Origin of the sequence: Xanthomonas sp. MLO165 (assembly GCF_018831305.1) — a bacterium.
Lineage (GTDB): Bacteria > Pseudomonadota > Gammaproteobacteria > Xanthomonadales > Xanthomonadaceae > Xanthomonas > Xanthomonas arboricola.
Window position 1 is genome coordinate 4,508,668 of record NZ_CP029263.1, and the last position, 24,947, is coordinate 4,533,614.

General features: G+C 67.0%; 19 protein-coding genes. 4 read left to right on the forward strand and 15 right to left on the reverse strand.

Annotated elements, in window-relative coordinates:
* Window positions 1–21: 21 nt before the first annotated feature.
* Window positions 22–1,146 (reverse strand): patatin-like phospholipase family protein, encoded by a 1,125-nt coding sequence (locus DGN21_RS18985; RefSeq protein ID WP_252374672.1) that lies wholly within the window; start codon window positions 1,144–1,146, stop codon window positions 22–24.
* Between the two features lie 415 nt (window positions 1,147–1,561).
* Here DGN21_RS18985 and tagK point away from each other — a divergent pair, with 415 nt between their 5' ends.
* A complete protein-coding gene (tagK, locus tag DGN21_RS18990; RefSeq protein ID WP_184551836.1) occupies window positions 1,562–2,188 on the forward strand; it encodes a transcriptional regulator TagK in 627 nt (208 codons plus the stop codon).
* Window positions 2,189–2,342: 154 nt separating this feature from the next.
* Here tagK and DGN21_RS18995 read toward each other — a convergent pair whose 3' ends face one another.
* The 6 genes from DGN21_RS18995 to DGN21_RS19020 all read right to left on the reverse strand — a co-directional run bounded on the left by DGN21_RS18995 (window position 2,343) and on the right by DGN21_RS19020 (window position 10,832).
* Complete coding sequence (locus DGN21_RS18995; RefSeq protein WP_184551837.1) at window positions 2,343–2,789, reverse strand: universal stress protein; 447 nt, start codon at window positions 2,787–2,789, stop codon at window positions 2,343–2,345.
* Window positions 2,790–3,164: 375 nt separating this feature from the next.
* Complete coding sequence (locus DGN21_RS19000) at window positions 3,165–3,803, reverse strand: hypothetical protein (protein WP_146091173.1); 639 nt, start codon at window positions 3,801–3,803, stop codon at window positions 3,165–3,167.
* Window positions 3,804–3,917: 114 nt separating this feature from the next.
* Window positions 3,918–6,104, reverse strand: a complete 2,187-nt coding sequence (uvrD, locus tag DGN21_RS19005; RefSeq protein WP_039524603.1) for a DNA helicase II — start codon at window positions 6,102–6,104, stop codon at window positions 3,918–3,920.
* A 333-nt stretch (window positions 6,105–6,437) separates the two neighbouring features.
* On the reverse strand, window positions 6,438–7,832 hold the full coding sequence (locus DGN21_RS19010; protein WP_215825030.1) for an FAD/NAD(P)-binding protein: 1,395 nt from the start codon (window positions 7,830–7,832) through the stop codon (window positions 6,438–6,440).
* 257 nt (window positions 7,833–8,089) lie between these two features.
* On the reverse strand, window positions 8,090–9,508 hold the full coding sequence (gene cls / locus DGN21_RS19015) for a cardiolipin synthase (protein WP_184616035.1): 1,419 nt from the start codon (window positions 9,506–9,508) through the stop codon (window positions 8,090–8,092).
* 13 nt (window positions 9,509–9,521) lie between these two features.
* Window positions 9,522–10,832 carry a LysR substrate-binding domain-containing protein gene (locus DGN21_RS19020; protein ID WP_215825031.1) on the reverse strand — a complete coding sequence of 437 codons (1,311 nt, stop codon included), beginning with the start codon at window positions 10,830–10,832 and terminating at the stop codon, window positions 9,522–9,524.
* A gap of 101 nt (window positions 10,833–10,933) precedes the next feature.
* On the opposite strand from DGN21_RS19020, the gene DGN21_RS19025 reads away from it, so the two are divergent.
* The 3 genes from DGN21_RS19025 (at window position 10,934) to DGN21_RS19035 (ending at window position 13,910) form a co-directional block, all read left to right on the forward strand.
* The gene (locus tag DGN21_RS19025; RefSeq protein ID WP_184551841.1) at window positions 10,934–11,605 is read left to right on the forward strand and encodes a 4-carboxy-4-hydroxy-2-oxoadipate aldolase/oxaloacetate decarboxylase; all 672 of its coding nucleotides are present in this window, start codon (window positions 10,934–10,936) and stop codon (window positions 11,603–11,605) included.
* On the forward strand, window positions 11,598–12,653 hold the full coding sequence (locus DGN21_RS19030; RefSeq protein ID WP_215825032.1) for a 4-oxalomesaconate tautomerase: 1,056 nt from the start codon (window positions 11,598–11,600) through the stop codon (window positions 12,651–12,653). The genes DGN21_RS19025 and DGN21_RS19030 overlap by 8 nt, the downstream gene beginning before the upstream one ends.
* Before the next feature lie 234 nt (window positions 12,654–12,887).
* Window positions 12,888–13,910 carry an amidohydrolase family protein gene (locus DGN21_RS19035; protein ID WP_184458347.1) on the forward strand — a complete coding sequence of 341 codons (1,023 nt, stop codon included), beginning with the start codon at window positions 12,888–12,890 and terminating at the stop codon, window positions 13,908–13,910.
* Between the two features lie 341 nt (window positions 13,911–14,251).
* On the opposite strand, the gene rpmG is transcribed toward DGN21_RS19035, so the two are convergent.
* From rpmG to rsmG, 8 genes are all read right to left on the reverse strand, one after another.
* On the reverse strand, window positions 14,252–14,419 hold the full coding sequence (rpmG, locus tag DGN21_RS19040; RefSeq protein ID WP_002809462.1) for a 50S ribosomal protein L33: 168 nt from the start codon (window positions 14,417–14,419) through the stop codon (window positions 14,252–14,254).
* A gap of 13 nt (window positions 14,420–14,432) precedes the next feature.
* A complete protein-coding gene (gene rpmB / locus DGN21_RS19045; RefSeq protein ID WP_002809459.1) occupies window positions 14,433–14,669 on the reverse strand; it encodes a 50S ribosomal protein L28 in 237 nt (78 codons plus the stop codon).
* A gap of 202 nt (window positions 14,670–14,871) precedes the next feature.
* The gene (locus DGN21_RS19050) at window positions 14,872–18,051 is read right to left on the reverse strand and encodes a CusA/CzcA family heavy metal efflux RND transporter (protein WP_215825033.1); all 3,180 of its coding nucleotides are present in this window, start codon (window positions 18,049–18,051) and stop codon (window positions 14,872–14,874) included.
* A 326-nt stretch (window positions 18,052–18,377) separates the two neighbouring features.
* Window positions 18,378–19,640, reverse strand: coding sequence for an efflux RND transporter periplasmic adaptor subunit (locus tag DGN21_RS19055; RefSeq protein ID WP_184551844.1), 1,263 nt, complete (start codon window positions 19,638–19,640; stop codon window positions 18,378–18,380).
* Between the two features lie 218 nt (window positions 19,641–19,858).
* Window positions 19,859–21,130: a TolC family protein gene (locus tag DGN21_RS19060; RefSeq protein ID WP_215825034.1), complete on the reverse strand. Its 1,272-nt coding sequence runs from the start codon at window positions 21,128–21,130 to the stop codon at window positions 19,859–19,861.
* 55 nt (window positions 21,131–21,185) lie between these two features.
* Window positions 21,186–21,569 carry a hypothetical protein gene (locus tag DGN21_RS19065; RefSeq protein WP_016902720.1) on the reverse strand — a complete coding sequence of 128 codons (384 nt, stop codon included), beginning with the start codon at window positions 21,567–21,569 and terminating at the stop codon, window positions 21,186–21,188.
* A 525-nt stretch (window positions 21,570–22,094) separates the two neighbouring features.
* Window positions 22,095–23,915, reverse strand: coding sequence for a DUF885 family protein (locus tag DGN21_RS19070; protein WP_054591826.1), 1,821 nt, complete (start codon window positions 23,913–23,915; stop codon window positions 22,095–22,097).
* A 139-nt stretch (window positions 23,916–24,054) separates the two neighbouring features.
* A complete protein-coding gene (gene rsmG / locus DGN21_RS19075) occupies window positions 24,055–24,696 on the reverse strand; it encodes a 16S rRNA (guanine(527)-N(7))-methyltransferase RsmG (protein WP_126966215.1) in 642 nt (213 codons plus the stop codon).
* Between the last annotated feature and the right edge of the window lie 251 nt (window positions 24,697–24,947).

The following is a 24,947-nucleotide window of genomic DNA, read 5'->3' on the forward strand; positions in this document are numbered from 1 at the left end:
CGCATAGATCCGCTAGCCGCCCTATGTCCAGCGGCTGGCGACCCAGTCACGCGTCTGTTTCCAGGCATCTGTCTGCAGGTAAGCCTGGGTCTGGCTGGCCAGATCGGCGACATGCTTCCAGTCATCCAGTGCGTAGGGATGTTGCAGCTCGACATTGGCGCGCCTGAAGTTGCCGGCCAGCACCTGCTCGGCCTGGATGCTTGCAAGCTCGGCCGTCGCGTCCATGGTCAGATTCAGCAACGGCATGGCCGGGACCGGGCCGCTGGCCCAGGGATGCAGCCAGGATGTTGCGCCCCAGCCCAGCGGATTACCGATCGCGGCGGCCGGAATTCCTTGCGGGCTGCTGCCGGTTCCAAGCGACAGCAGCTGGATATCGCCGATGTTGGTCACCTGGCCGCTGGCGATGGCCTCGGCCACTGCGGTCATGGCCGGATTGTTGGCGAACACGCCGCCGTCGGCGAAGAAACCGTAATCCTCGTTCGTGCCGGCGATCCGATAAGGCGGAAAGTAGGTTGGCGCGGCAGACGTCGCCAATGCGGCATCGACCATGCTGATCTGCCTGTACGCATTGTTGGCGCCGTTGGAGAACGTGGCAGGCATCCAGTTTGCACTGCTCGCATCCCACAGGCGTGCGGCGTTGACGACGACGAGGCGCTGCGCTTGTGCAAGTTGCGTTGTACCCAAGAGACCGCTTGCGATCTGGATCAAGCCATCATTCTTGTACTGACTGCTGAAGAAGCCCGGCCCGCTTCCCAGTGCCGCATCCACCTCTTGCCGTTGCACCTGCGCCTGTTGATCGAGCAACCACCCATTGGGTTCGAAAATGCTGGCGCCCTTGGTCATGTACATCTCGATGATCGTGCCGATCGGGACGTTTTTCACCAATGCCAGCGCAAGCAGGCCGCCAGTGGAAGTGCCGGCAAAGCAATTGGCGTGGCTGAGGATACTGCTGTGTTGATCCAGGTCCTGGATGAGGATCGCGGTGATCAGGCCGCGAATTCCGCCGCCATCGCAACTGATGATATTGAACGACATTGAAGTCTCCTGCAGAGCGGGCACTGGCTTGAAACGTGTGCGGCAAAGGCGCCAAGAACAAGCTGTCCGACTGCCGGTCCAGCGCGCGATACCGATGGCTGTCGGGATCAATCGCAGGTATACGGAAGTGATTGCGACGGCTGTTGCGTCTACCGTTGCACCACCTTAGAAGCGGCTCCGCCCACCACCCGACAAATCGTCTCGCGACATCGAGCATGTGATCTGCGACCGCTTTTGCTGCGGGTCGTCGGGCCGTGGTGCCCTCGGTATTCGCTTGGCGACCGGCATCGCGCTGCACGACGCGGCGAATCAGTGCGACCCCACGCAACCCCGTGCCGGCCGTTGCCAGCCCAGATCTCGATGCGATGCCATTGGCTCCGCATCAGCCACCACACCGACGCGTAGGCCGGGCCAGGCGCTTCCAGTGTCGCGGTGCAGCGAGGAAAGGACCGGACGATCGATCTGGACTGCGGTCGATCGCACCAATGCGTGACGCAGCACCGGGTTCACGACAGGCAATGATGGGTTGGCGCCGCTTTTCTCGGTTGACCAGATGACAGGCCCCGGGGAGTGGGCCGCAGGCAGCACCCGCATGCGCAACACCAACTATTACGGCGCCATCGTCCCGCAGGCATCGGTGCAGGCGCATGCGCCGCTGATGAGCGGTCTGCTGGCCTACATCGAGCAGCACATCGGCGAGGCCGAGCTCGGTACCGAGTCCCTGCAGCAGGCGTTCGGGCTGTCGCGTGCGTCGTTGTACCGGCTGTTCCAGTCGCGCGGGGGCGTGGCCAGCTATATCCGCGAGCAGCGCCTGTACGCCGCGTACCGTTACCTGCAAGCCTACCCGGAGTGCAGCCTGACCTGGCTGCTATATGAGATGGGCTTTGCGTCGGAGCGGCAGTTCCAACGCTGTTTCCAGCAGCGTTTCGGCATGCCGCCGATGCACTGGCGCCGCCAGTGCCGCGCCGCGCCGCCGACGCATGCGCCACGCCGCGGACACTACATTCCGGTGGGGCGCTTCCTGCGTGAGCTCAACCAGCACATACACCGGGATGACGCGCCGGTGCGTGCCGGCCTGCCACCGGTGCGCCCCGCTCCCTTGCATACCGACGCGTTACGGCATCTTGCACGGCCGGCACCAATGGAAAACTGACCTCCAATCCGCAATCCGCGTAGGAGCGCGCCTGAGCGCGATGAGGCTTTACCGATAACGCCCCGTCGCGCTCAGGCGCGCTCCTACGAGAGATTGTGCGACTTGGAACGTAGGACGCTTTGCATCTGCTCTGGCGCAGCAAAACATCCGACGATCAGCGGATCACCAGCACCGGGATCGAACTGTGCGTCAGCACCTCCACCGTCTGGCTGCCGAGCAGCATGCGGCGCATGCCACGGCGGCCGTGCGAGGTCATGATGATCAGATCGCTGTTGCAGTCCTTGGCTGTCTGCACGATGCCTTCGGCGGCGAAGCGGTCCAGCACGTGGCGCGACGTGGCCTTGATATTGGCCGCAGCCGCCAGCTCCAGCGCCGGGCGCAGGATCTTCTCTGCGGCAGCTTCGCGTTCCTTGCGGTACTCCGGACTTGCCTCGTAGCCCACGCTCCAGCCCATCGCGTCGTACATGCCCATCGCCCACGGCTCGGACACGGTGACGATATCCACCTTGGCACCGGTGGCCTTGGCCAATTCCAGGCCTTGGAACAAACCGCGATGCGACAACTCGGACGCATCGATGGCGATCAGGATACGTTTGTACATGGTGATCTCCGAAGTGACTGGCAGCATCGCCGGTGATGGCAGCCTGACAGGGTCCAGCGACGCAGACGTTGATGTGGATCAATCCAGCTGCGGCAGTCGCACTGTTGCTCAAGCAGGGTTGCAGAGCTCGCCCGACGCATTTTCTGCGCATCCTGCCGTCTGTTGCTCTGCGTTCGATTCGATCGCAGGGTGTCACGGATGATGCTGTGAATGCATCGGGCAGCGCACAACGGCACGCTCGTAGTGACGGTTACATGTCCAATTTACGACCGCAATGCGTAGATGCAACGCGCTCGTCTGCTGTCGGATGCGTTGCACGTGTACGCATGACATGAAAACTTTCGCTGGCCGCTGGTATTGCCAGCTCGGCAGCCTCTAGCAGGACTGGCTGAAATTTACGAATGCTCCAGTGTGATCATCATAGAAAATGTATAGCTGCGCAGTGTCGTGACGGAGGCTGCCAATGTCGATCTGCCCCACAAACACCAACGGCCGTCCTTCAACGATAGGCCAATCAGGGCCTTGTAGCCACTTCGGCGCCGATTTCAAGAAACGAAAATCCTGCGCGATCTTGTCTTTTAAAATTCTCACTAGTTCCTTTCCCTTGCTATCGCCCTGACCTTCGATAGCAAGGGAGAAGTACCAGGATGGAAGATCAAGCCATTTGGGCTGAACTTTTAGTGTCAACTCGAGTAACTCGCCATATTTTTCACTACAGACATGCGCAACCTCGTGTTTCTTCAAGAAGCTGCAAAGTAGTTTTTGAACATTGTAGACAGAGCCGATCCGGCTGTAGTCCTGACTGATCAGATGCGTGTAGAGATCAGCTTCCTGGATGTAGGCAGGAAGTTGAACTTCATTCTTTAGAAGACGTTCGAAGGATGCATCTGACTGAATCTTGCGTTCAAATTCCTCTGCAGAAATCGAGGCTTCCACAAAAGCTTTTATCGTCGCTTCCACCATCATTGCTTCGCTCCGTCCTGTGGAAATTCGCGCATCGCCACTGCCAGCCACGACGTACCCTCCTCCGGCGCTGCGCGCCACCTTCTCCCGATGGGAGAAGGGAAAACCTCGTTGTCCAATCAGCAGCGGCCACCACAGTGCGTCCCCCCGTAGTAGAAGAAACGCCTACATCACCGTCAAATTCGCATACGCCATCACCAGCCACTTGGCGCCGACGTCGTCGAATTGCACCTGCACACGCGCGTGCGCACCGGCGCCCTCGTAGTCCACGACCACGCCGCCGCCGAACTTGGGATGTTGGACATTGGCGCCGAGCTTGATCGGCGCAGCTTCGACCACGCCGTGCACCGGTCCGCCACGTGCCGCACCCAGCGAGGCGGTGCGCGAGACCTGCACTTTCGGGCGCACCTCGTGCAGCAGGTCGCGCGGGATCTCGCGCAGGAAGCGCGAGGGCACGTTGTAGTTGTCCTGGCCGTGGATGCGCCGCGATTCGGCGTAGCACAGCACCAGCTTCTGGCGCGCGCGGGTGATGCCCACATAGGCCAGGCGGCGCTCTTCTTCCAGCCGGCCGCTTTCTTCCAGCGAACGCGCGCTCGGGAACAGGCCGTCTTCCAGGCCGACCAGGAACACGATGGGGAATTCCAGGCCCTTGGCCGAATGCAGCGTCATCAGCTGCACGCCTTCTTCGCCGGCCTGGGCCTGGCCTTCGCCGGCTTCCAGCGAGGCGTAGGCCAGGAAGGCCACCAGCTCGGTCATGCCCTGGCTGTCTTCATCGTCCGGGCGGGTGAAGCGCGAGGCCACCGACACCAGTTCGTCAAGGTTCTCGGTACGCGATTCCGAATCCAGCCCGCTGCGGCTTTCCTTGGCCCAATGCTCGCGCAGGCCCGAGCGCATCAGCACATGGTCGATGCGTTCGGCCAGTTCCATGTCGCCGGTTTCGGCGTGCAACTGGCCGACCAGGCTCAGGAACGTGGCCAGCGCATTGCGGGCGCGGGCGGCCAGGGTGTTTTCCTGCGTGGACAGCATTGCCGCTTCCCACAGCGACAAGGCGTTGGCGCGTGCCAGGCGGCGCACTTCATCCAGCGTGCGATCGCCGATGCCGCGCGTGGGCGTATTGACCGCGCGCTCGAACGCGGCATCGTCGCTACGGTTGGTGAGCAGGCGCAGGTACGCCAACGCATCCTTGATTTCGGCACGCTCGAAAAAGCGCATGCCGCCATACACACGGTACGGCAGCTGCTCGGAAATCAGCGCTTCTTCCAGCGCGCGCGACTGCGCGTTGCTGCGATACAGCACCGCCACTTCGCCATAACTGCCGCCGTCGCGCACCCACTGCCGCGCGCGCTCGACCACATAGCGCGCCTCGTCGACCTCGTTGTAGGCCGCATACAGGTCGATCGGATCGCCGTCGCCGGAATCGGTCCACAGCTGCTTGCCGATCCGGTCCGGGTTATGCGCGATGACCGCATTGGCCGCGCCCAGGATATTGGCGCTGGAGCGATAGTTCTGCTCCAGCCGCACGGTCTGCGCGCCGGGGAAATCCTTCAGGAAGCGCTGGACGTTCTCGACCTTGGCGCCGCGCCAGCCGTAGATGGCCTGGTCGTCGTCGCCGACCACGAACACGTGGCCGGTCTCGCCGGCCAGCACGCGCACGAAGGCGTACTGGATGGCGTTGGTGTCCTGGAACTCGTCGACCAGAATCTCGCGGAAGCGCGCACGGTAATGCGCCAGCAAAGCCGGGGTGTCGCGCAGCAGTTCGTGCGCGCGCAGCAACAACTCGGCGAAATCGAGCAGGCCGGAGCGGTCGCAACGTTCCTGGTAGGCCGCGTACACCTGCCGGCGCACCTCGGTCCAATCATCGTTGGGTTCGGGCTGGATATGCTGCGGACGGCGGCCTTCGTCCTTCTGTTCGTTGATCCACCAGCTCATCTGCTTGGGCGGATACTTGCCCTCGTCCAGCTCCAGCGCCTGCACCACGCGCTTGACCAGCCGCAGCTGGTCGTCGCTGTCCATGACCTGGAAGCCTTCCGGCAGCCGCGCATCCTGCCAGTGCAGGCGCAACAACCGGTGCGCCAGCCCATGGAAGGTGCCGATCCACATCCCGCGGCTGCCGTTGCGCAGCTGCAGGTCGGTGCGGTGGCGCATTTCGCCGGCGGCCTTGTTGGTGAAGGTCACCGCGAAGATGCCGTGGTTGGGCACGCCCTGGACTTCGTTGAGCCAGGCAATGCGATGGATCAGCACGCGCGTCTTGCCGGAGCCGGCGCCGGCCAGCACGAGGTAATGCCCCGGCGGCGCGGAAACGGCCTCGCGCTGGGCGGGGTTTAAATGATCGAGCAAATGAGAGACATCCACCGCCGTATTTTACCGGTTGTGGCGTCGCTGCGGCTGAGATTGCGATGAAGCGGTTGGGAATGCGGGGTTTCGCACGCACCCTCATCCGCCCCTGCGGGGCACCTTCTGCCGATGGGAGAAGGGAGTAAGCCCCTCTCCCATCGGCAGAGGGATTGGGGTGAGGGTACGGGGCGAAGCAGTCGGTGCATCACTTTCGAAGGCGCGTGGCGACGCGTTTGTCACTGCAGGCACTGGTAGATGTCTGAGGCGCCCTCATCCGGCACTACGCGCCAGCGTCTCCCGGCGGGAGAAGGGACCAACGCCCCTCTCCCGTCAGATCTCGCGGCTGGCCGATCAATCGCCGCCTGGCAGTCCCAACACATCCCGCGCAATCGCCGCTGCCTGCTCACGCAGCTCCGGCACTGCCAGGCTCTCCCACAACGACCCGATCCGCAGGCTGCCGATCACTCGCATCCTGGGATCGGCGCGACCATCGGCATCGATCAAGCTGCCATCGGCAGCGGTATCCACCCCGATTCCATGCGGCCCGGCCACCGCGATGCCCTGCCCCAGCAGTTGCTGCAGCAGCGGGTTGCGCATCGCCTGCACGCGCATTTCCACGCCGGTGGCGTTGACCAGCGTCTGCACATCCAGCTGCAAGGCATGCCCGGCACTGGCGCCGGCACTGAGCCGCACGCAGGCGCCGGCCTGGAACGCCACCTCCAGCCGCGCGCGATGCAGCTGCAACTGTCCGCGCGCCCGCATCGCCTGCAGTTGCGCATGCACCGGCGCGGCGATGCGGTGACGATGCACATCCCAATAGCGCACCACGTGGCGCAGGAAGCGGCGTTGGTCAGCAGCCGACAGCGTTTGCCACAGGGCCTGACTCAGCGGGCGCACACGCTCCATCACGCTCTGCCAGGGCAGGCCTTGCGCCACCGCCGCCCGCGCATGCTGCCGCAAGCTGCGCATGCGCGCACGCAGCGACAGCGCCAGCAACGGCTGCGGATCGAAGTCCGCCGCAACGCAGTGCGCCTGCGGCAACGGCAGCAGCCCATGCCGCGACACCACGTGCACCGCCCCGCGATGCGCCTGCGCGGCCAGCGTCACCACCGTGTCGGCCATGCTCAGTCCCGAGCCGACGATGCACACCGCCGCGTCCTGCGGCAACGCGGCGACCGCCTCGGTATCCCAGGCTTCCACCCGCTGGGTTGCCGACAGGCCGGTGGCCCCGCGCAACGGCAACGGCCGCAACGCATTGCCTACCGCCAACACCACGCTGCTAGCGTGCAGGGTCTGGCCATCGTCGAGCTGCAACCGCGCGCCGTCGGCATCGGCTTGCAGCGTCTGCACGCGGGCGCTGTGCACGGTGAGCGTCGCCGAGCTCTGCACACGCGCGGCCTGCAGGCGTTCGCGCAGGTAGGGCGCGTAGTGTCGGCGCCCGACGAAAGCCTGCGGCAGCCGTGCGTCTTCCAGCTCCGGGCAGCAGGCGTGCGCACGCAGGTAATCGACGAAATCCTGCGGCGCCTCCACCAGCGCACTCATCCGCGCGGCGGGCACATTGAGCAGATGTTCGGGACGCGCGGTGGAGTACGCCACGCCCTCGCCCAGCACCGGGTGCGGCTCGATCAGCACGATCTGCACCGGTGCCACGGCCTGACGCAACAGCTGCAGCGCCACCAGCACCCCGGATGCGCCACCGCCAACGATGGCGATCACTGCATCGCCGGGATCACGCAATTCATTCATCCGGCAATTGTAGGCGATGCGTCGCGTCGCACCGATGACAGCGGCCATGCCCGCCGCGATGGCCGGGATCGCCCCGCGCGTACGTGCCGACGCGACGCACCCGTCCAACAAAGCGGTCGCCTGAGGTGTCCATTCGAGCGCGGGCGCGTGTCCATGCTGCGCGATCTTGCCGCCCCAGACGCGCGCCCCGCTTCACCTGCCCCCGCAGGCACCCCTGCGCCACAACGGGCACTGCGCGCGCATGGACCGCACCCGCACTACATCAACGCATCGGCCAGCCGCGCAATGCCCTCGCGGCTGCGGCGCCAGGCCGGGCGCGTGCGCCACTGCTCCAGCTCCAGCTGGCGTGCGTTGGCCAGGTAATCCTGCTCGATCGCACGCAGCCGCTGCACCACGCCCTGGTCGTAGCAGAGCATGCCGATCTCGGCATTGAGCGCGAACGAGCGGATGTCCAGGTTGATCGAGCCGACCAGCGCGATGTCCTCGTCCATGCTCAGGTGCTTGGCATGCAGGAAGTGCGGGCGATACAGCGCGATCTTGACCCCGCAACGCAGCAGCTCCTCGAAATACGCCTCCTGCGCCCAGGCCGCCAGGATCTGGTTGTTGCTCTCCGACAGGATCAGCTGCACATCCACGCCCGACACCGCGGCAATGCGCAAGGCACTGAGCAAGGCTTCGTCGGGGACGAAATACGGTGTCACCAGCACCACCTTGCGCCGCGCCAGATGGATCACCGCGTTGATCGCATCGCGCGCATTCTCGAACGGATACGCCGGCCCGCTGGGCAGCAGCTGCGTGGCGATGTTGGCCTCGCACACCGGCGCGTCCGGCCATACGTCCAGGCGCTGCCCGGTTTCGGTGAACCAGTCGCTGGCGAACACCGCTTCCAGATGATTGACCACCGGCCCGCGCACGCGCGCCACCAGCTCGCGATTGGGCACCCCATCGATGAACCCGGCCTCGGCCAGGTTCTGCGAGCCGACAAAGCCCACCTGATTGTCGATCACCGCAATCTTGCGGTGGTTGCGCAGATCCATGCGCCCGCTGCGGCGCCAGCGCAGGCCACCGGGCAACACCGCCAGCACCTCCACCCCGCCAGCCTGCAGCTGCTTGCGGTAATGGCGCAGACCGCGCTTGGCGCCCACCGCATCCAGCAGCACGCGGCAGCGCACGCCGCGCGCACTGGCGCGCAGCAGCGCGGCGACCACAGCGTCGCCCACCGCATCGTCGAACATCAGGTAATACAGCAGATGCACGCGCCTTTCCGCCATGTCGATCGCGGTGACCAAGGCCTGCAGCGACTGCGTGTAGTCGTCCAGCAACTCCACCGCATTGCCCAGCGTGGGCATGAAATCGCCCTGGCGTTCGATCAGCGGTACCACCTCGGCGCTGCTGGTGTCCGCCTGCGGGGTCCAGCGCAAGACATGCAGCGGCAGTTGCTGCTCGCGGATCACCTGCGAGGCAGTGGCCTGGCGTTCCACCCGCACCCGCGATAGCCACGGATGCCCGAACAGCAGATACAGCGGCAGGCCGACCACCGGCACGAAGCCGATCAGCAGCAACCAGCTGCGTGCCGCACCCGGCGTGGTGCGGGCCGGAATCCACAACAGCGCGGCCAGGCGAATCGCCCAGTCCAGTGCCAACAGCCAGGTCCCTTGCAACCAGTCAGGCAGCATCAGCGATCCGTTCTCAAGAAGGCTCCGATTCTGACCGGCCGGTGCGTGAACGCAACGGGGCGGGCGCGTCGATCGGCGCGCAATAGCGAAACGGCCCACCCTGCGCATCGGCCGGCTGCACGCGCTCGGCACAGACCTGCCGCAGCGTCTGCACGAATGCCGACTGCGCGCGGGTGGGATGCCAGTCGCTGCGCAGCGTCATGCCGATCTGGCGGCGCAGCTGCGGCCCGGCGCGGCCGACCTCGCACAGCAAGCCGGCGCGGCGCTCGAACAGGAACTGGTCGCGCGACATCAGCGTGAGCCAGTCGCCTTCCAGCAGCAGCCCGCGGATGGTCAGCTCCGCGCCGCATTCGATGCGCAGCGCCGGTGGCTCGATCCGCTGATCGCGAAACATCTGCTCCCAGCGTGCGCGCACCGGCGTGCCGGTGGTGGCGATCACCCAGGGATAGTCCAGCAACTGCGCGAACGCGTAGGCGCGCCCGGCCAGCGGATGCCCGCTGCGCGCCACGATCACCGGCTCGTCGTCGAACAACGGCTCCTGCAGCACATCGCGCACCGGCAACGGCTCGCGCAGCGCACCGATCAGCAGGTCCAGCCCGCCCTCGCGCAGATGCGCCAGCAATTCGGCATACGGGCCTTCGACCACGTTGACGCTGGCACCGGGATGCGCGCGCGCAAACCGCGCCAGTACCTGCGGCAGCAGGATCGCCCGCGCCAGCGGCATCACTCCCAGTGCGATCCGGCCGGCGTGCTGCGAGCGCAACGCGCTCACTTCGTCCAGCCCAGCGCGCAATTCGGCCAGCGCCAGGCGCACCTGCCGCAGCAGCCGCGTGGCCACCGGCGTGGCCTCCATGGTCTTGCCGCGGCGCACCGTCAGCGGCACCTCGATCACATCGGCCAGCGACTGCACCGCGCGGTAGATGGCCGGTTGCGAGACCCCGGCGCGCGCCGCCGCCAGCGAATAACTCCCGGCCACATCCACCGCGACCAGCGCCTGCAGTTGCCCCAGCGAGACCCGTCGCTCCAGGCCGGGCCGGGCCGGCAGCCGCAACGCCCGCCGCGCCACCCGGATGCCGCGACCCAGTTGCTCCAACGCCCGTGCAATGCGCGGCACCAGCAACTGGGTGGCCTCGGTGGCGACCATGCCGCCCGGATGCCGCTCGAACAGGCGCACGCCGAGCTGCTGTTCCAGCCGCGCCACCGCCTGGGTCAATGCAGGTTGCGACAGATTCACCTGCGGCGCGGCCGCGCTGATGCTGCCAAGCCGGTGCACCACCACCAGGGCGTAAAGATGGCGAAGGTTCGGCTCGGGAGTCGGCGGCATGCTCTAACTATAAGCAAAACCAATATGCATACCTCAAATGAATCTTGAGCCAGCAGGCACTCGCCGCACAGACTCGGTACACGCCTAACGAGGATGGATGGATGAGCCAGGTCGTCACCCGGATCGCGCGCACCCCGTTGGCCGTCGTCGATGGGCTTGCGCAGGCCGGCGTGGCCACCGTGCACGAGGCGCAGGGGCGCAGCGGCCTGCTGCACCATCGCCTGCGCCCGATCTATACCGGCTGCCGCATCGCCGGCACCGCCGTCACCGTGTCGATCCCGCCCGGCGACAACTGGATGATGCATGTGGCCATCGAGCAACTGCATCCCGGCGATGTGCTGGTGGTCGCCCCCACCAGCGCCTGCTGCGATGGCTATTTCGGCGACCTGCTCGCCACCTCGGCGCAGGCGCGCGGCTGCCGCGGGCTGATCATCGATGCCGGGGTACGCGATGTGCGCGACCTCACGGCGATGCAGTTCCCGGCCTGGAGCCGCGCCATCTGCGCGCAGGGCACCATCAAGGAGACGCTGGGGTCGGTCAATGTGCCGCTGGTCTGCGCCGACGCACTGGTGCAGCCGGGCGATGTGGTGGTGGCCGACGACGATGGCGTGTGCGTGGTGCCGCGCGCCAGCGCCGCCGCGGTGCTGGCCGAAGCGCAGGCACGCGAAGCGCGCGAACTGCGCAAACGCGAGCGCCTGGCACGTGGCGAACTGGGCCTGGACATCTACGCCATGCGCGAGCGGCTGGCGGCCAAGGGCCTGCGCTATGTCTGAGCACGTCCGCGCGATGTGGATGCGCGGCGGCACCTCCAAGGGCGGCTTTTTCCTGGCCGACGAGTTGCCGGGCGAGCGCGCCGCACGCGACGCCTTCCTGCTGCGCGCCTACGGCTCGCCGGATGTCCGCCAGATCGACGGCATGGGCGGCGCCGACCCGCTGACCTCCAAGGTCGCGGTGGTATCGCGCTCGGCACGCGCCGATGCCGACGTGGACTATCTGTTCCTGCAGGTGTCGGTGGACCAGGCACAGGTCAGCGACGCGCAGAACTGCGGCAACATGCTGGCCGGCGTTGCCCCCTTCGCGTTGGAGCGGGGTTTGTTGCCGGCACGCGATGGCGAAACCGAGGTGCGCATCTTCATGCGCAACACCGGCACGCTGGCCACCGCCAGCGTGCAGACGCCCGGTGGCCAGGTGCGCTACGACGGCGACGCCCGCATCGACGGCGTACCCGGCACCGCTGCGCCGATTGCGCTGGCATTTGCCGACATCGCCGGCTCTTCCTGTGGTGCGTTGCTGCCCACCGGCAATAGCGTCAACATCCTGGATGGCGTGGAGGTCACGCTGATCGACAACGGCATGCCCTGCGTGGTGCTGCGCGCCAGCGATCTCGGCATCAGCGGTTACGAAGACCGCAACACTCTCGATGCAGACGAGGCACTGAAAACCCGCCTGGAATCGCTTCGCTTGCAGGCCGGCCCGTTGATGCAGCTGGGCGATGTTGCCGACGCCACCGTGCCCAAGATGATGCTGGTCGCCGCCCCGCGCCACGGCGGCGCGATCAGCGTGCGCTCGTTCATTCCGCACCGCTGCCACGCCTCGATCGGCGTGCTCGGCGCCGTCACCGTGGCCACTGCCTGCCTGCTGCCCGGCTCACCCGCGCATGCCCTGGCGCAGCTGCCTGGCGGCACCACCCAGCAGCTGGAGGTCGAGCATCCCAGTGGTGCGAGCAGCTGCGTGATCACGGTCGATTCGCACGGCGAGGTGGTGCGCACCGCCGTGCTGCGCACTGCACGCAAGCTGTTCGATGGGCAGTTGTATGGCTGAGCGGATGGATGCGCCACCACGCTGGATCGATCGCCATCGGCCATGCCCGGCCCACGACCTGCGCCTGCCGCGCGGCGTGGCCGACACCGCGTGCCGCAGCGACGTGCGCGTGAGCATCCATGCGCGCACCACACCCGACGTGGGCACCTGTAGGTTCCGCGCACCGGGCGGGTCAGCCTTTCGCGCGCGTGGCCGTTTGCTCACCGATCCCGCCGCCTCAACAAGACCCTTGCCATGATCATCGACTGCCACGGCCACTACACCACCGCGCCCGCGGCGCACGATGCCTTCCGCAAGGCGCAGATCGCGCAGTACGACGATCCGAGTTTGCCCGCGCCGGTGTATCCGTCCATCTCCGACGACGCATTGCGCGAAAGCATCGAACAGCACCAGTTGCGCCTGTTGCGCGAGCGCGGTGCCGACATGACGATTTTCTCGCCACGCGCCAGCACCATGGCGCACCATATCGGCGACGAAGCAGTCAGCCAGGTGTGGACGCGCCACTGCAACGACCTGATCGCGCGCGTGGTGCAGCTGTATCCGCAGACCTTCATCGGCGTGTGCCAGTTGCCGCAGTCGCCGGGCGTGCCGATCGCCCAGTCGATCGCCGAGCTGCAACGTTGTGTCACCGAACTCGGATTTGTCGGCTGCAATCTCAATCCCGACCCATCCGGTGGCCACTGGAACGGCGTGCCATTAACCGATCGCGCCTGGTATCCGTTCTTCGAAAAGATGGTCGAGCTCGACGTGCCCGCGATGGTGCATGTGTCGGGCAGCTGCAACGCCAACTTCCACGCCACCGGCGCGCATTATCTCAATGCCGATACCACCGCGTTCATGCAGTTTCTCCAAGGCGATCTGTTCGCTGATTTCCCGGACTTGCGCTTCATCATCCCGCACGGCGGCGGCGCGGTGCCGTATCACTGGGGCCGCTTTCGCGGCCTGGCCGACATGCTCGGCAAGCCACCGCTGTCCACGCATGTGATGCGCAATGTGTTCTTCGACACCTGCGTGTATCACCAGCCCGGCATCGATCTGCTGTTCGAGGTCATCGACATCGACAACATCCTGTTCGGCTCGGAGATGGTCGGTGCGGTGCGCGGCATCGACCCGCAGACCGGCCAGTATTTCGACGACACCAAGCGCTACATCGATGCCTTGGCGATTTCCGACGCCGACAAGCGCAAGGTATTCGAAGGCAATGCGCGACGGGTGTATCCACGCCTGGATGCGCAATTGCGTGCGCGCGGGCTGTAACTCTTTCTTATCTGCCAGAGAAGGTGCCCCGCAGGGGCGGATGAGTGGCGCCTCGCAGAGCGGTCACCGTCTGCGATGTCAAACGCGTCGCCACGCGCCTTCAGAAGTGAAACGCCGGCTGCTTCGCCTCGAACTGCCAGCGACTGACGGAGCGTGCAATCGGAAAAACGACGTTTCGCTTGCGAGTGGCCTCGCCCCGTACCCTCACCCCTACCCCTCTCCCGAAGGGAAAGGGGAGTGCACGCCGACCATTGTTGCGATCACCCCCGCAACACTCTTCAAACGCAAACACCCGCCTTGCGGCGGGTGTTTGCCTGGATGCAGATCGGGTAATCGGTGGATTACTTGATCTTGCCTTCCTTGTACATCACGTGCTTACGCACGACCGGGTCGTATTTCATCATTTCCATCTTCCCCGGAGTGTTCTTCTTGTTCTTGTCCGTGGTGTAGAAGTGGCCGGTAGCGGCCGAGGAAATCATACGAATCTTGTCACGCTTGCCTTTTGCCATGACTGCTTACTCCTCAGACCTTTTCGCCGCGCGCACGCAGCTCTTTCAGAACGGCATCAATCCCGTTCTTGTCGATGGTGCGCAATGCATGCGCGGAGACACGGAGCTTCACCCAACGGTTCTCGCTGGCGACCCAGAAGCGGCGCTCGTGCAGGTTGGGCAGGAAGCGACGACGGGTTCTGTTGTTTGCGTGGGAGACGTTGTTACCCGTCTGCACACGCTTGCCGGACACTTGGCATACGCGGGACATTACGCACCTCGATAAATGAATTGCCACCCATAGCCTGGGGAGCGGCGGCCCCGACAGCGTCAAGCTGCCACGCAACGTTGGGAATCAAGAACTTACGCTGGGAACAAGCCGGCAACCCCATCGCGCTGGGTGCCGCCATCCGGAGCGATCCGGGCACAGCGAGCCGCGCATTATGCACGGCTTTCCTATGTGCCGCAAGCACTTAGCCCGCACTCCCCGCCCGCTCGCGGTGCAGCCAGCGATACAGCACCGGCAGCACCAGCAGGGTCAGCAAGGTCGACGAGACGATGCCGCCGATCACCACCGTGGCCAGTGGGCGCTGCACCTCGGCCCCGGCGCCGACATTGAAGGCCATCGGCACAAAGCCCAGTGCGGCCACCAACGCCGTCATCAACACCGGGCGCAGGCGGCTCAGTGCGCCTTCGCGCAGCGCCTGCTCCAGCGACATGCCCCCGGCCCGCAGGCTGCGCACGAAGGCGATCATCACCAGGCCGTTGAGCACCGCCACCCCCGACAGCGCGATAAAGCCGACACCGGCGGAGATCGACAACGCCAGGCCGCGCAGCGCCAGCGCCACCACGCCGCCGGTCAGCGCCAGCGGCACGCCGCTGAACACCACCAGCGCGTCGCGCAGCGAACCGAACGACCAGTACAGCAGCGCGAAGATCAGCAGCAAGGTGCCTGGCACCACCCAGGCCAGGCGCTGGCCGGCGGAGATCAGTTGCTCGAAGGTGCCGCCGTAGCCGATCCAGTAGCCGGTGGGCAGCACGACCTCGGCCTGCACACGCTGCTGCACCTCGGCGACGAATCCACCCAGGTCGCGGTCGCGCACATTGGCGGTGATCACGATGCGGCGCTTGCCGTCTTCGCGATTGATCTGGTTGGGCCCGAGCACGGTTTGTACCTTTGCGACCTCGCGCAGCGGCACCGTGGTCGGTTCGCCACTGCGCCAGCCGGCCGCGCGGCTGGATTCGTCGACATCGGCGCGCTCGCCATCGCCACGCAGCGGGATCGGCAGATCGGCCAGCGCCGTCGGGTCCTGACGCAGGCCTTCGGGCAGGCGCACCACGATGTCGAAACGGCGGTCGCCTTCGAACAATTGCCCGGCCGCCTGCCCGCCCACCGCCGCCGACACCGTGTCCTGCACCACGCCGGGATTGAGCCCGTACCCGGCCAGCGCGGCGCGATCGGGCACCACCGCCAGCATCGGCAGGCCGGTGGCCTGTTCCAGGCTCACGTCGGCCGCACCCGGCACCGTGCTGGCGACTTCCTGCACGCGCTGCCCCAGCTTGACCAGCGTGTCCAGGTCATCGCCGTAGACCTTGATCGCCACATCCGCACGCACGCCGGAAATCAGCTCGTTCATGCGCATCTGGATCGGCTGGGTGAACTCGTAGTTGTTGCCGGGCAGCTGCTTCACCGCTTCCTCGATCTCGGCCACCAACTGCGCCTTGGGTTTGCGCGGGTCCGGCCACCGCGCGCGCGGATGCATGATCAAGAACGTATCGGCCACCGACGGCGGCATCGGATCGGTCGCCACTTCGGCAGTCCCGAGCTTGCCGAACACATGCGCCACCTCCGGAAACTGCTTGATGCGTTTTTCCAGCGTGGACTGCATGGTGATGGCCTGTTCCAGGCTGGTGCCGGGAATGCGCAAGGCGTGCAGCGCGATGTCGCCTTCGTCCAGGTTCGGGATGAACTCGCTGCCCAGGCGCGTGGCCAACACCGCGCACAGCGCCACCGCCACCACCGCGCCGAGACCGACCCAACGGCCGTGATGCAGCGCGCGATCCAGCAAGGGCGCATACACGCCGCGCGCCCAGCGCATCGCGCGGTTTTCGTGCTCGGCCACCTTGCCGCCGAGCAACAAGGCGATCGCTGCGGGGACAAAAGTGAGCGACAGCAACATCGCACCGGTCAGCGCCAGCACCACGGTGATCGCCATCGGATGGAACATCTTGCCTTCGATGCCGGTGAGTGCGAACACCGGCAGATATACCGCCGTGATGATGCCCAGGCCGAACAGGCTCGGCCGGATCACCTCTGCCGTGGCTTCGGCGGTCAGTTCGAAACGCTCGTCGCGCTCGAGCACCCGACCCAGGCGCAATTGCGCTTGCCCGAAGCGGCGCAGGCAGTTCTCCACGATGATCACCGCGCCATCGACGATCAAGCCGAAATCCAGCGCACCCAGACTCATCAGGTTGCCGGACACGCCACCGCGCACCATGCCGGTGAGGGTGAACAACATCGCCAGCGGAATCACCGCCGCGGTGATCAGGGCCGCACGCACATTGCCCAGCAGCAGGAACAGCACCACGATCACCAGCAACGCGCCTTCGATCAGGTTCTTGGCGACGGTGACGATGGTGCGGTCCACCAGCGCGGTGCGGTCGTAGACCGGCACCGCCTGCACGCCGGCCGGCAAACTGGCATTGGCCACTTCCAGCCGCTGCGCGGCGGCCTGCGCCACGGTGCGGCTATTGGCGCCGACCAGCATGAACACCGTGCCGAGCACCACCTCGGTGCCGTCCTGGGTGGCCGCACCGGTACGCAACTCGCGTCCCTCGCCGACCTGCGCCACATCGCGCACCCGGATGGGCACGCCTTGGCGCCGATCCAGCACGATCGCCCCGATCTGCGCGATATCGTCCACCTGCCCCGGCACCCGCACCAGGAACTGCTGGCCGTTGCGTTCGATATAGCCGGCACCGATGTTGCGGTTGTTCGCCTCCACCGCGCGCGCCACATCGTCCAGCGTGAAACCCAGGGCGACCAGGCGTGCCGGGTCCGGGGTGATGTGGATCTGCCGCGCGTAGCCGCCGATGGTATTGACCTCGGTGACGCCGGGCACATTGCGCAACTGCGGGCGCACCACCCAGTCCTGCAGGGTGCGCAGATCGGTGGCTGTCCACGCACTGCCATCGGGCTTGCGCGCATTCGCTTTGGCTTCGACCGTGTACATGAAGATCTCGCCCAGCCCGGTCGCGATCGGCCCCAGCTGCGGCTCCAACTCGGCCGGCAGTTGCGACTTGACCTGCTGCAGCCGCTCGGCCACCTGCTGCCGCGCAAAATACAGGTCCGTGCCATCGGCAAAGACCGCCGTCACCTGCGACAAGCCGTAGCGCGACAACGAGCGTGTGGATTCCAGCCCCGGCAAGCCCGCCAGCACCGTCTCCAGCGGAAACGTCACCCGCTGCTCCGACTCCAACGGCGAGTACCCCTGCGCGGCCGTGTTGACCTGCACCTGCACATTGGTGATGTCCGGGGTGGCATCGATCGGCAGGCGCGAAAAACTCCACGCTCCGATCGCAATCAACACCGCCGTCAACGCCAGCATCAACCACCGCTGCGCGATCGCGAACCGAATGATGTTAGTGAGCATGACGCGCACCTCCGCGCACACGCGTCGCAACGGCGTGCGCAGCCACGTCGATCAGTGCGTGCCTACGCACGCACGACGCCTGTGCAATCTCAGCGGGCTGCCGTCGGCCGACAGCAGCACCACAGCGAGGATCCCGACTTTCGCCGCTATCGCGCTCGCCCCCGACGCATCCGACCTTCGCAGCGCAGATTCTCACGCCGTTGCTGGCGTGATCGCCTGCGCCGTGAGTGCGTGGACGACGCAAAAAACGTTTCACCGAAGGATTGACGAGCTGGTCGCAAGCACGCGCTTGCGGTCGAGGCAGACGCAAACCGGAAGCGCAGCGATCAATGATCATGCGACGCCCCCGACTTCTCGATATCGGCCTTCACCAGATAACTCTGCTCCACCACTACCGCGTCACCCGCGGTCAGACCCGACACCACCTGCACCTGCTGCGCATCGCGCGCGCCCAGTGTCACCGGCCGCACCTCGTACACATCCCCCACCCGCACGAACACCACCTCCCAGTCGCGAAACTGCTGCAAGGCCCCCACCGGCACCACCATCGCCGCCGGCTGCTGCGCCACCGTCACCCGCGCCTTCACCGCCGAGCCCGGCCGCCATAGGCCATCGCTGTTGCGCAACACCGCGCGCGCCACCGTGCTCTGACTCGCGGTGGCCGTGCCCGGCAACACGCGCTCCAATGTGGTCTGCGCCACCACGCCATCGCTGAGGCGCGTCACCGTCACCGGTGCGCCGGCGGTGATGTGCCCGGCATCGGCGCCGAAGATGTGCAGATCCACCCACAGGCTCGACAGGTCGGCAATCTCGAACAACGCCTGGCCTTCGCTGGCGTTGCTGCCCAGGCTGGCGTTGCGGGCGAGCACGGTGCCGCTGATCGGCGCGCTGACCGAATACGTGGTCAGGCTCAGGTTGCTCTCCACCGTGGCCAGCACCTGGCCGGAGCGCACCTGGTCGCCGACATTGACGCGCAGGCTGCGCACCGGCCCGGGGAAGCGGGCGGTGGCCTGCGCCTGCGCACCTTCTGCCGGCGTCAGCAGGCCTTGCACTTCGTGCTGGTCGGCGATGCTGCCGGGACCGACCGGCGCGACCCGGATGCCGGCGTCCTGCGCGATTTTCGCCGCGATGGTGGTGCGCCCTTCATAGCTGGGATAGGCCCAGCGATGCGACCTGCCCTGCACGGTGGCGCGTACTTCCACATCGAACGAATGCGGCTCGCCGACCGTGCTGTCGGCCAACAGGCTGCCATCGTCGCGTGCGCGCGGTCGATGCACTTCGTTGGCGCCGCCGAGCCGGGTCAGGCGGACTTCGACACTGCCGGCGCTGGGCGGCAACGGCTTGCCGTCGCGGTACAGCCAGGCGCGATAGGTCGGCGGTGTGCCGTCTTCGGCAATCGCCAGCTCCACGCTGTCGCCGTCCTGGTGCAGCAAGCGCCCGCCGTGCGGGCCTTTTTCGGCTTCCTCGCCATGTGCGTCGGCGTCGCCCTCGGCGCCGGGCGTTGCATGGTCATGCGATTGTTCGCCGTTGCGGCCGCAGCCACCCAGCAGCAGCGCCAGCAACAGCGGCGCGAGCAGAAAACGTGTCATCGAAGAAAATCCTGGTTGGCGCCGACGCTGTGCGTCGGGCGAACGAACGAAGAAGGTGTGCGCTGGATGCCTTGGATGCGCAGTACGCGCGGTAGGCGCGCGCAGCGCTTGGCGACTGCTGGATGCCGATGCGGTTGCAAGCGTCGAGGCCGGTACCGACGCAGCAGATCCAGGCGGACGCAGGCAGGCAGGGCGAAAACGCGCAGCGGAGGTAGCGCTCATGGCCCCACCTGCGCAGTGCTGTCGGCCACGAACGGCTGCCCGGTCAGGCGCTGGATCTCGATCAATGCGGTCTGCGCTTCCAATGCGGCGGCCAGTTGCTGCTGGCGTGCATCGCTGCGCTGTGCCTGCAGCTGTGCCCAGTCCAGATAACTGGTGGCGCCGGCGCGGTACGCGCGCTCGGCGGCGGCATCGGCGCGCGCAAGTGCGGGCAGCACATCGCTGCGCATGCGCGCCACTTCCAGCTGCGCGGCGCGGTAGCGGCCATGCGCGTCGGCAAGCGTGGTGTAGAGCGCCAGTGCCTGCGATTGGCGTTCGATCTCCAGCAACGACAGCTCCGCTTCGGCGGCGCGGATCTCCGGTTGCGCACGCGCGGCGCTGCCCAGCGCCAGCGAGACGCTGCCGAGCAGTGCGGTGGCGTCGTTGGCTTCGAGCCGGCGCACGCCCACCTGCCAGTCCAGGTCCGGGCGCGCCTGGCTGCGTGCCAGCCGCACCCGCGCCTCGCGCACGCGCTGCTCACCGTTCAAGCGCGCCAGTTCGGGGGTGGCATCGAGCAGCTGCGCCAGCACCTCGAACTCGGGAACCGCCGGCAGCTGCAATGGGTCGCCGGTGACATCGCCGAAGTCCGGCGTGCGCTGCCCCCACAACACCGCCAGCTGGCGGCGCGCGGCCAGCAGTTCCTGCTGCGCGCGATCGCGCTCCAGTTCCGCGCGCGCCTGCAGGGCCTGGGCGGTCAGCAGCACCGATTCGGGCGATGCGCCGGCCTGCAGACGCTGGCGCGCGGCACTGACGGTGCGTTGGCGCTGGGCCAGGGTTTCCAGCGCGGCCGCATGCCGTTGCGCGGCCATGCCGATGACCAGATAGCGCCGGGCGACTTCGGCCAGCACGTCCAGCCGCGCCAGCGCCCGCTGCGGCGCCAGTGCGTCGATACGTGCCTGGGCCAGGGTGCGGCGCGCGTCCAGCTTGCCGCCGCGTTCCAGCACGCCAGCCAGGGTGACGGTGAGTTCGGCCTGGTCCAGCGCGCGGGTCGGGCCGCTGCCGAACACGTTTTCCAGTTCGGCGCCGATGCGCAACGGCGGACGCAGCGCGTCGCGCTCGGCGTCGGCGGTGAGGACCGCGCGCTGACCATCGGCCAGGCGCAGGTCGGGGTGCTGCCGGGCGACGCGCGCGATGGCGTCGTACAGGGTCAGCACGGGCTTGGGCGGTACGTCCTGCGCCATGGCGCACGGCACGACCGCGAAGACGGCAAGTGCCGTCAGTCGCAACCACATGAGGGTGTCTCCGGAATCGGGATCGATGGACAGGCCGGCAGCCGCCGGCGATGCATCAGGCCGCGATCGGGGGACGCAATCCGGTCTCGCTCAGGTGCGAGCGGTAGTACGCGAGCACGGCCACGGGCTGGGCCTGCGTGTGCGTGGACAACGGCAGCCAGGCCAGCGCCGGCAAGACGGCCGGATTCTGGCCGTGGCAGTAGCCGCTATGCATCAAGGCGTGCATCAGGCCGGCCCCATCGCGCTCGCCGGCATCGCCTTCGTCGGCGCCGTCATGGCCGTGCGGCGCGGTGTCTTCCAGATGCATCTGGTCGTGCGCCAGCGCATGCACATCGCCCAGCGCGCAGGCCACCGGTGCGACCAGTACGCCCATGGCCAGCACCGCCAGCGCCATCAGGCGCAGCAAGGGGTGCAACAGGCGGGCGCGACGCAGCAGCATGGGCGCAGCCTATCGGGGCCAGGCTAGTTACACAATCGCATGCCTGCCGCGCAGCATCGTAGGAGCGGACCTGGCCGCGACGCCGTCCTGGTCAGCGCGATGGCACTTCGCCTACATGCTGGTTGATCGCAGACAGCGCCCGGGAGGGCGAGAAGCTGCCGACGATTACCTGGAACTGGGATCGAGGCCACGACGGCGCCGGGGTCGGGGACGGCGTCGCGGCCGGGTCCGCTCCTACGTGGAGCGGACCGTTCGCCAGGGTCAGGGCGCGGCGGCGCCATCAGGCGCAACAGGCGGGCGCGACGCAGCAACACGGGCGGTCGTAGGAGCGGACCTGGCCGCGACGCCGTCCTGGTCAGCGCGATGGCACTCCGCCTACATGCTGGTTGATCGCAGACAGCGCCCGGGAAGGCGAGAAGCTGCCGACGATTACCTGAAACTGGGATCGAGGCCATGGCGGCGCCGGGGTCGGGGACGGCGTCGCGGCCGGGTCCGCTCCTACGTGGAGCGGACCGGTGGCCAGGGTCAGGGCGCGGCGGCGCTGGGCTTGGACGTTGCCGGGCGCGCCTTGCTCTCGGCGATGAAGGCGCGCACCTGCTGCTCCAGCACCGGCAAGGTGACCGAACCCTGCTTCAGCACCGCGTCGTGGAAGGCCTTGATGTCGAAGCGGTCGCCCAGTTCCTGTTCGGCCTCGGCACGCAGCTTGACGATGCTGATCTCGCCCAGCTTGTAGCTCAGCGCCTGGCCGGGCCAGGAGATGTAGCGGTCCACCTCGGTGGTGACCTCGTGCTCGCTCAGCGCGGTGCGGTCGCGCAGGTAGGCCAGCGCCTGCTCGCGGCTCCAGCCGTCGTGGTGCACGCCGGTGTCGATCACCAGCCGGCAGGCGCGCCACATTTCGTAGGTGAGCCGGCCGAATTCCTCGTATGGGGTCTCGTAGATGCCCATCTCCTGGCCGAGCTTTTCGGTATACAGCGCCCAGCCTTCGCCGTAGGCGGAGATGTAGTTTTCGCGGCGGAACGCCGGCTGGTCGCCCTGCTCCAGCGCCAGCGAGCCCTGCAGCGAATGCCCGGGCGAGGATTCGTGCAGGGTCAGCGCCGGCAGGTTGTACAACGGCCGCGACGGCAGGTTGTAGGTATTGACCCAGTAGGTGGTGGCGCCGCCGCGGCCGGCAGTCCAGAACGGGGCGATATCGTCCGGCACCGGCTTGATGGTGAAGCGCCCGCGCGGCAGCGTGCCGATGAACCTGCCGACCTGCCCGTCCACCCGCTTGGAAATCCACGCAGCGCGATCGAGCAGTTCCTGCGGGGTCTTGGCATAGAACTGCGGGTCGGTGCGCAGGAAGCTCAGGAACTGCGCGAAGCTGCCCTTGAAACCGACCTGTTTGATGATCGCGTCCATCTGCGCCTGGATGCGCGCCACCTCGTCCAGGCCGATCTTGTGGATCTGCTCCGGGGTCAGGTCCAGCGTGGTGTATTCGCGGATCTGCTGGCGATAGAACGCCTTGCCGTCGGGCAGCGCTTCGGCCGCCAGCGTGGTGCGCGCCTTGGGCATGTACTCGTCGCGGAAAAAGCTCAGCAACTTGCTGTAGGCCGGCAGCACTGCATTGCTCAGCGCGGCCTTGGCCTGTTCGCGCAACTGCGCCTGTTCGGCGGCGGGGATCTGCGCCGGCAGCTGCTTGAACGGCGCGTAGAAGCTGGACGCGGTCGGGTCTTTGACATCGGCCACGGTGGCGATGGAAACGTCGCGGCCATCCAGCACCGCGCGCGGCACGCTGAACCCGCGCGCCAGGCCGGCGCGCATGTTGGCGGTCTGCTGCTCGAAGTAGCGCGGCACATCGTTGAGGCGCGCGATGTAGGCGCGGTACTCGGCAGCGGTCTTCATCGGCCGCTGCGCCATGAAGCCGAGATTGGACCAGAACGAGCTGTCCGAATTGAACGGCATCTCGTACAGGCGCAGGCGCACCTCGGCGGCGAGGTTTTCCACCTGCGGGCGGTAGATGGCGTAGTTGACCTGGTTGGCGGGCGAGAGCTGTTTCGGGTCGATGCCGTCGAGCTGCTTAAGCACGCCGTCCCATACCGCCAGGCGCGCCTGCTGCGCGGCCGGGCCGACATCGGGCAGATGGGTGTTGTCGCCGGTGGTGTCGCTGTCTTCGTCGGCCTGGCCGGTCTCGGCCTGGCGCCAGCTCCACTCTTTTTCGTAGATGGCGCGGAAACGCGCATCGGCGGGGCGCTCGGCGGTCAGCGTGGCAGGCGCCACTGGTGCCGGTGCGGCGGCCTGCGCCGAGGTGGCGGCGAAGCTTGCGCCCAGCAGGGCGAGCGAAAGTGCGGCGGCGAGAGGAGATGTCACGTGCGGGCGGCCTGCGTTCGGATCGAACGTTCGATCATGGCAGCCCGGGCGGCAGCTGCCATGGGCCGGAAGTCCCAGCGCGGGGATTGCGGGTCGCGGCTTGCGGTGTGAATGCGCGCGACCGGACAGGCCGGCCGCTTCAGCCTGCCTTGCGCACCACCACCAGATGCCGCTCGCCGTCCAGGCCCGGCACCTGCAGCGGATGCACCTCGCCCACCGTCCAGCCGGCGGGCAGCGCGGCGATCTCGTCATGCGGGTAGACGCCCTTCATCGCCAGCAGGCTGCCGCCCGGGCGCAGCAGGTGGCCGCCGACGTCAATGATGCCGGCCAGCGTGTCCAGCGCCCGCGCGGTGAGATGGTCGTAGGCGGCCGGCTCGTCCAGCGCCTCGGCGCGCGACTCGGCCACGCGTGCGTTGCCCAGCGCCAGCTGGCGCAGCGCCTCGCGCATGAAGCGGGCCTTCTTGCCGTTGCTTTCCACCAGGGTCACCTGAAGCTGCGGGCGGGTGATCGCCAGCGGGATGCCGGGCAGGCCGGGGCCGGTGCCCAGATCGGCCAGGGTGCCGCTGGCGATGTAGGGCTGCATGGCCAGCGAATCGAGTAGATGGCGGGTGACCATCTCGCGCGGGTCGCGCACGGCGGTGAGGTTGTAGGTCTTGTTCCAACGCACCAGCAGCGTCAGATAGCGCAACAACGGCGCGGCAAAGGCCGCATCCAGGGATTGGGCCTGCAGGCCGTTGGCCAGCGCAGCGGCTACATCGGGGGAAAGTGCGGCATCGTTCATGCCGCGATTATCGCAGCTGGCTGGCGCGTGCGTGCCGCGCAGGCCGGCGATGCGTGGCGCGTGAGCGCGTGGGCCGCAAGCCGACGTAAGTGAACTTGCCCAGCACAACGTCCAGGCCTGCGATGCCGCAAGACCTGCCACCCACGACAGACCGCCGCTGCACCGGCGTGTAGGCATCGCTGTGGGCAGGGTCACCCGCCGCGGTGGCATACCCGTATCTGCCATCGGCAGTCGATGACGCAGGCAAGCCT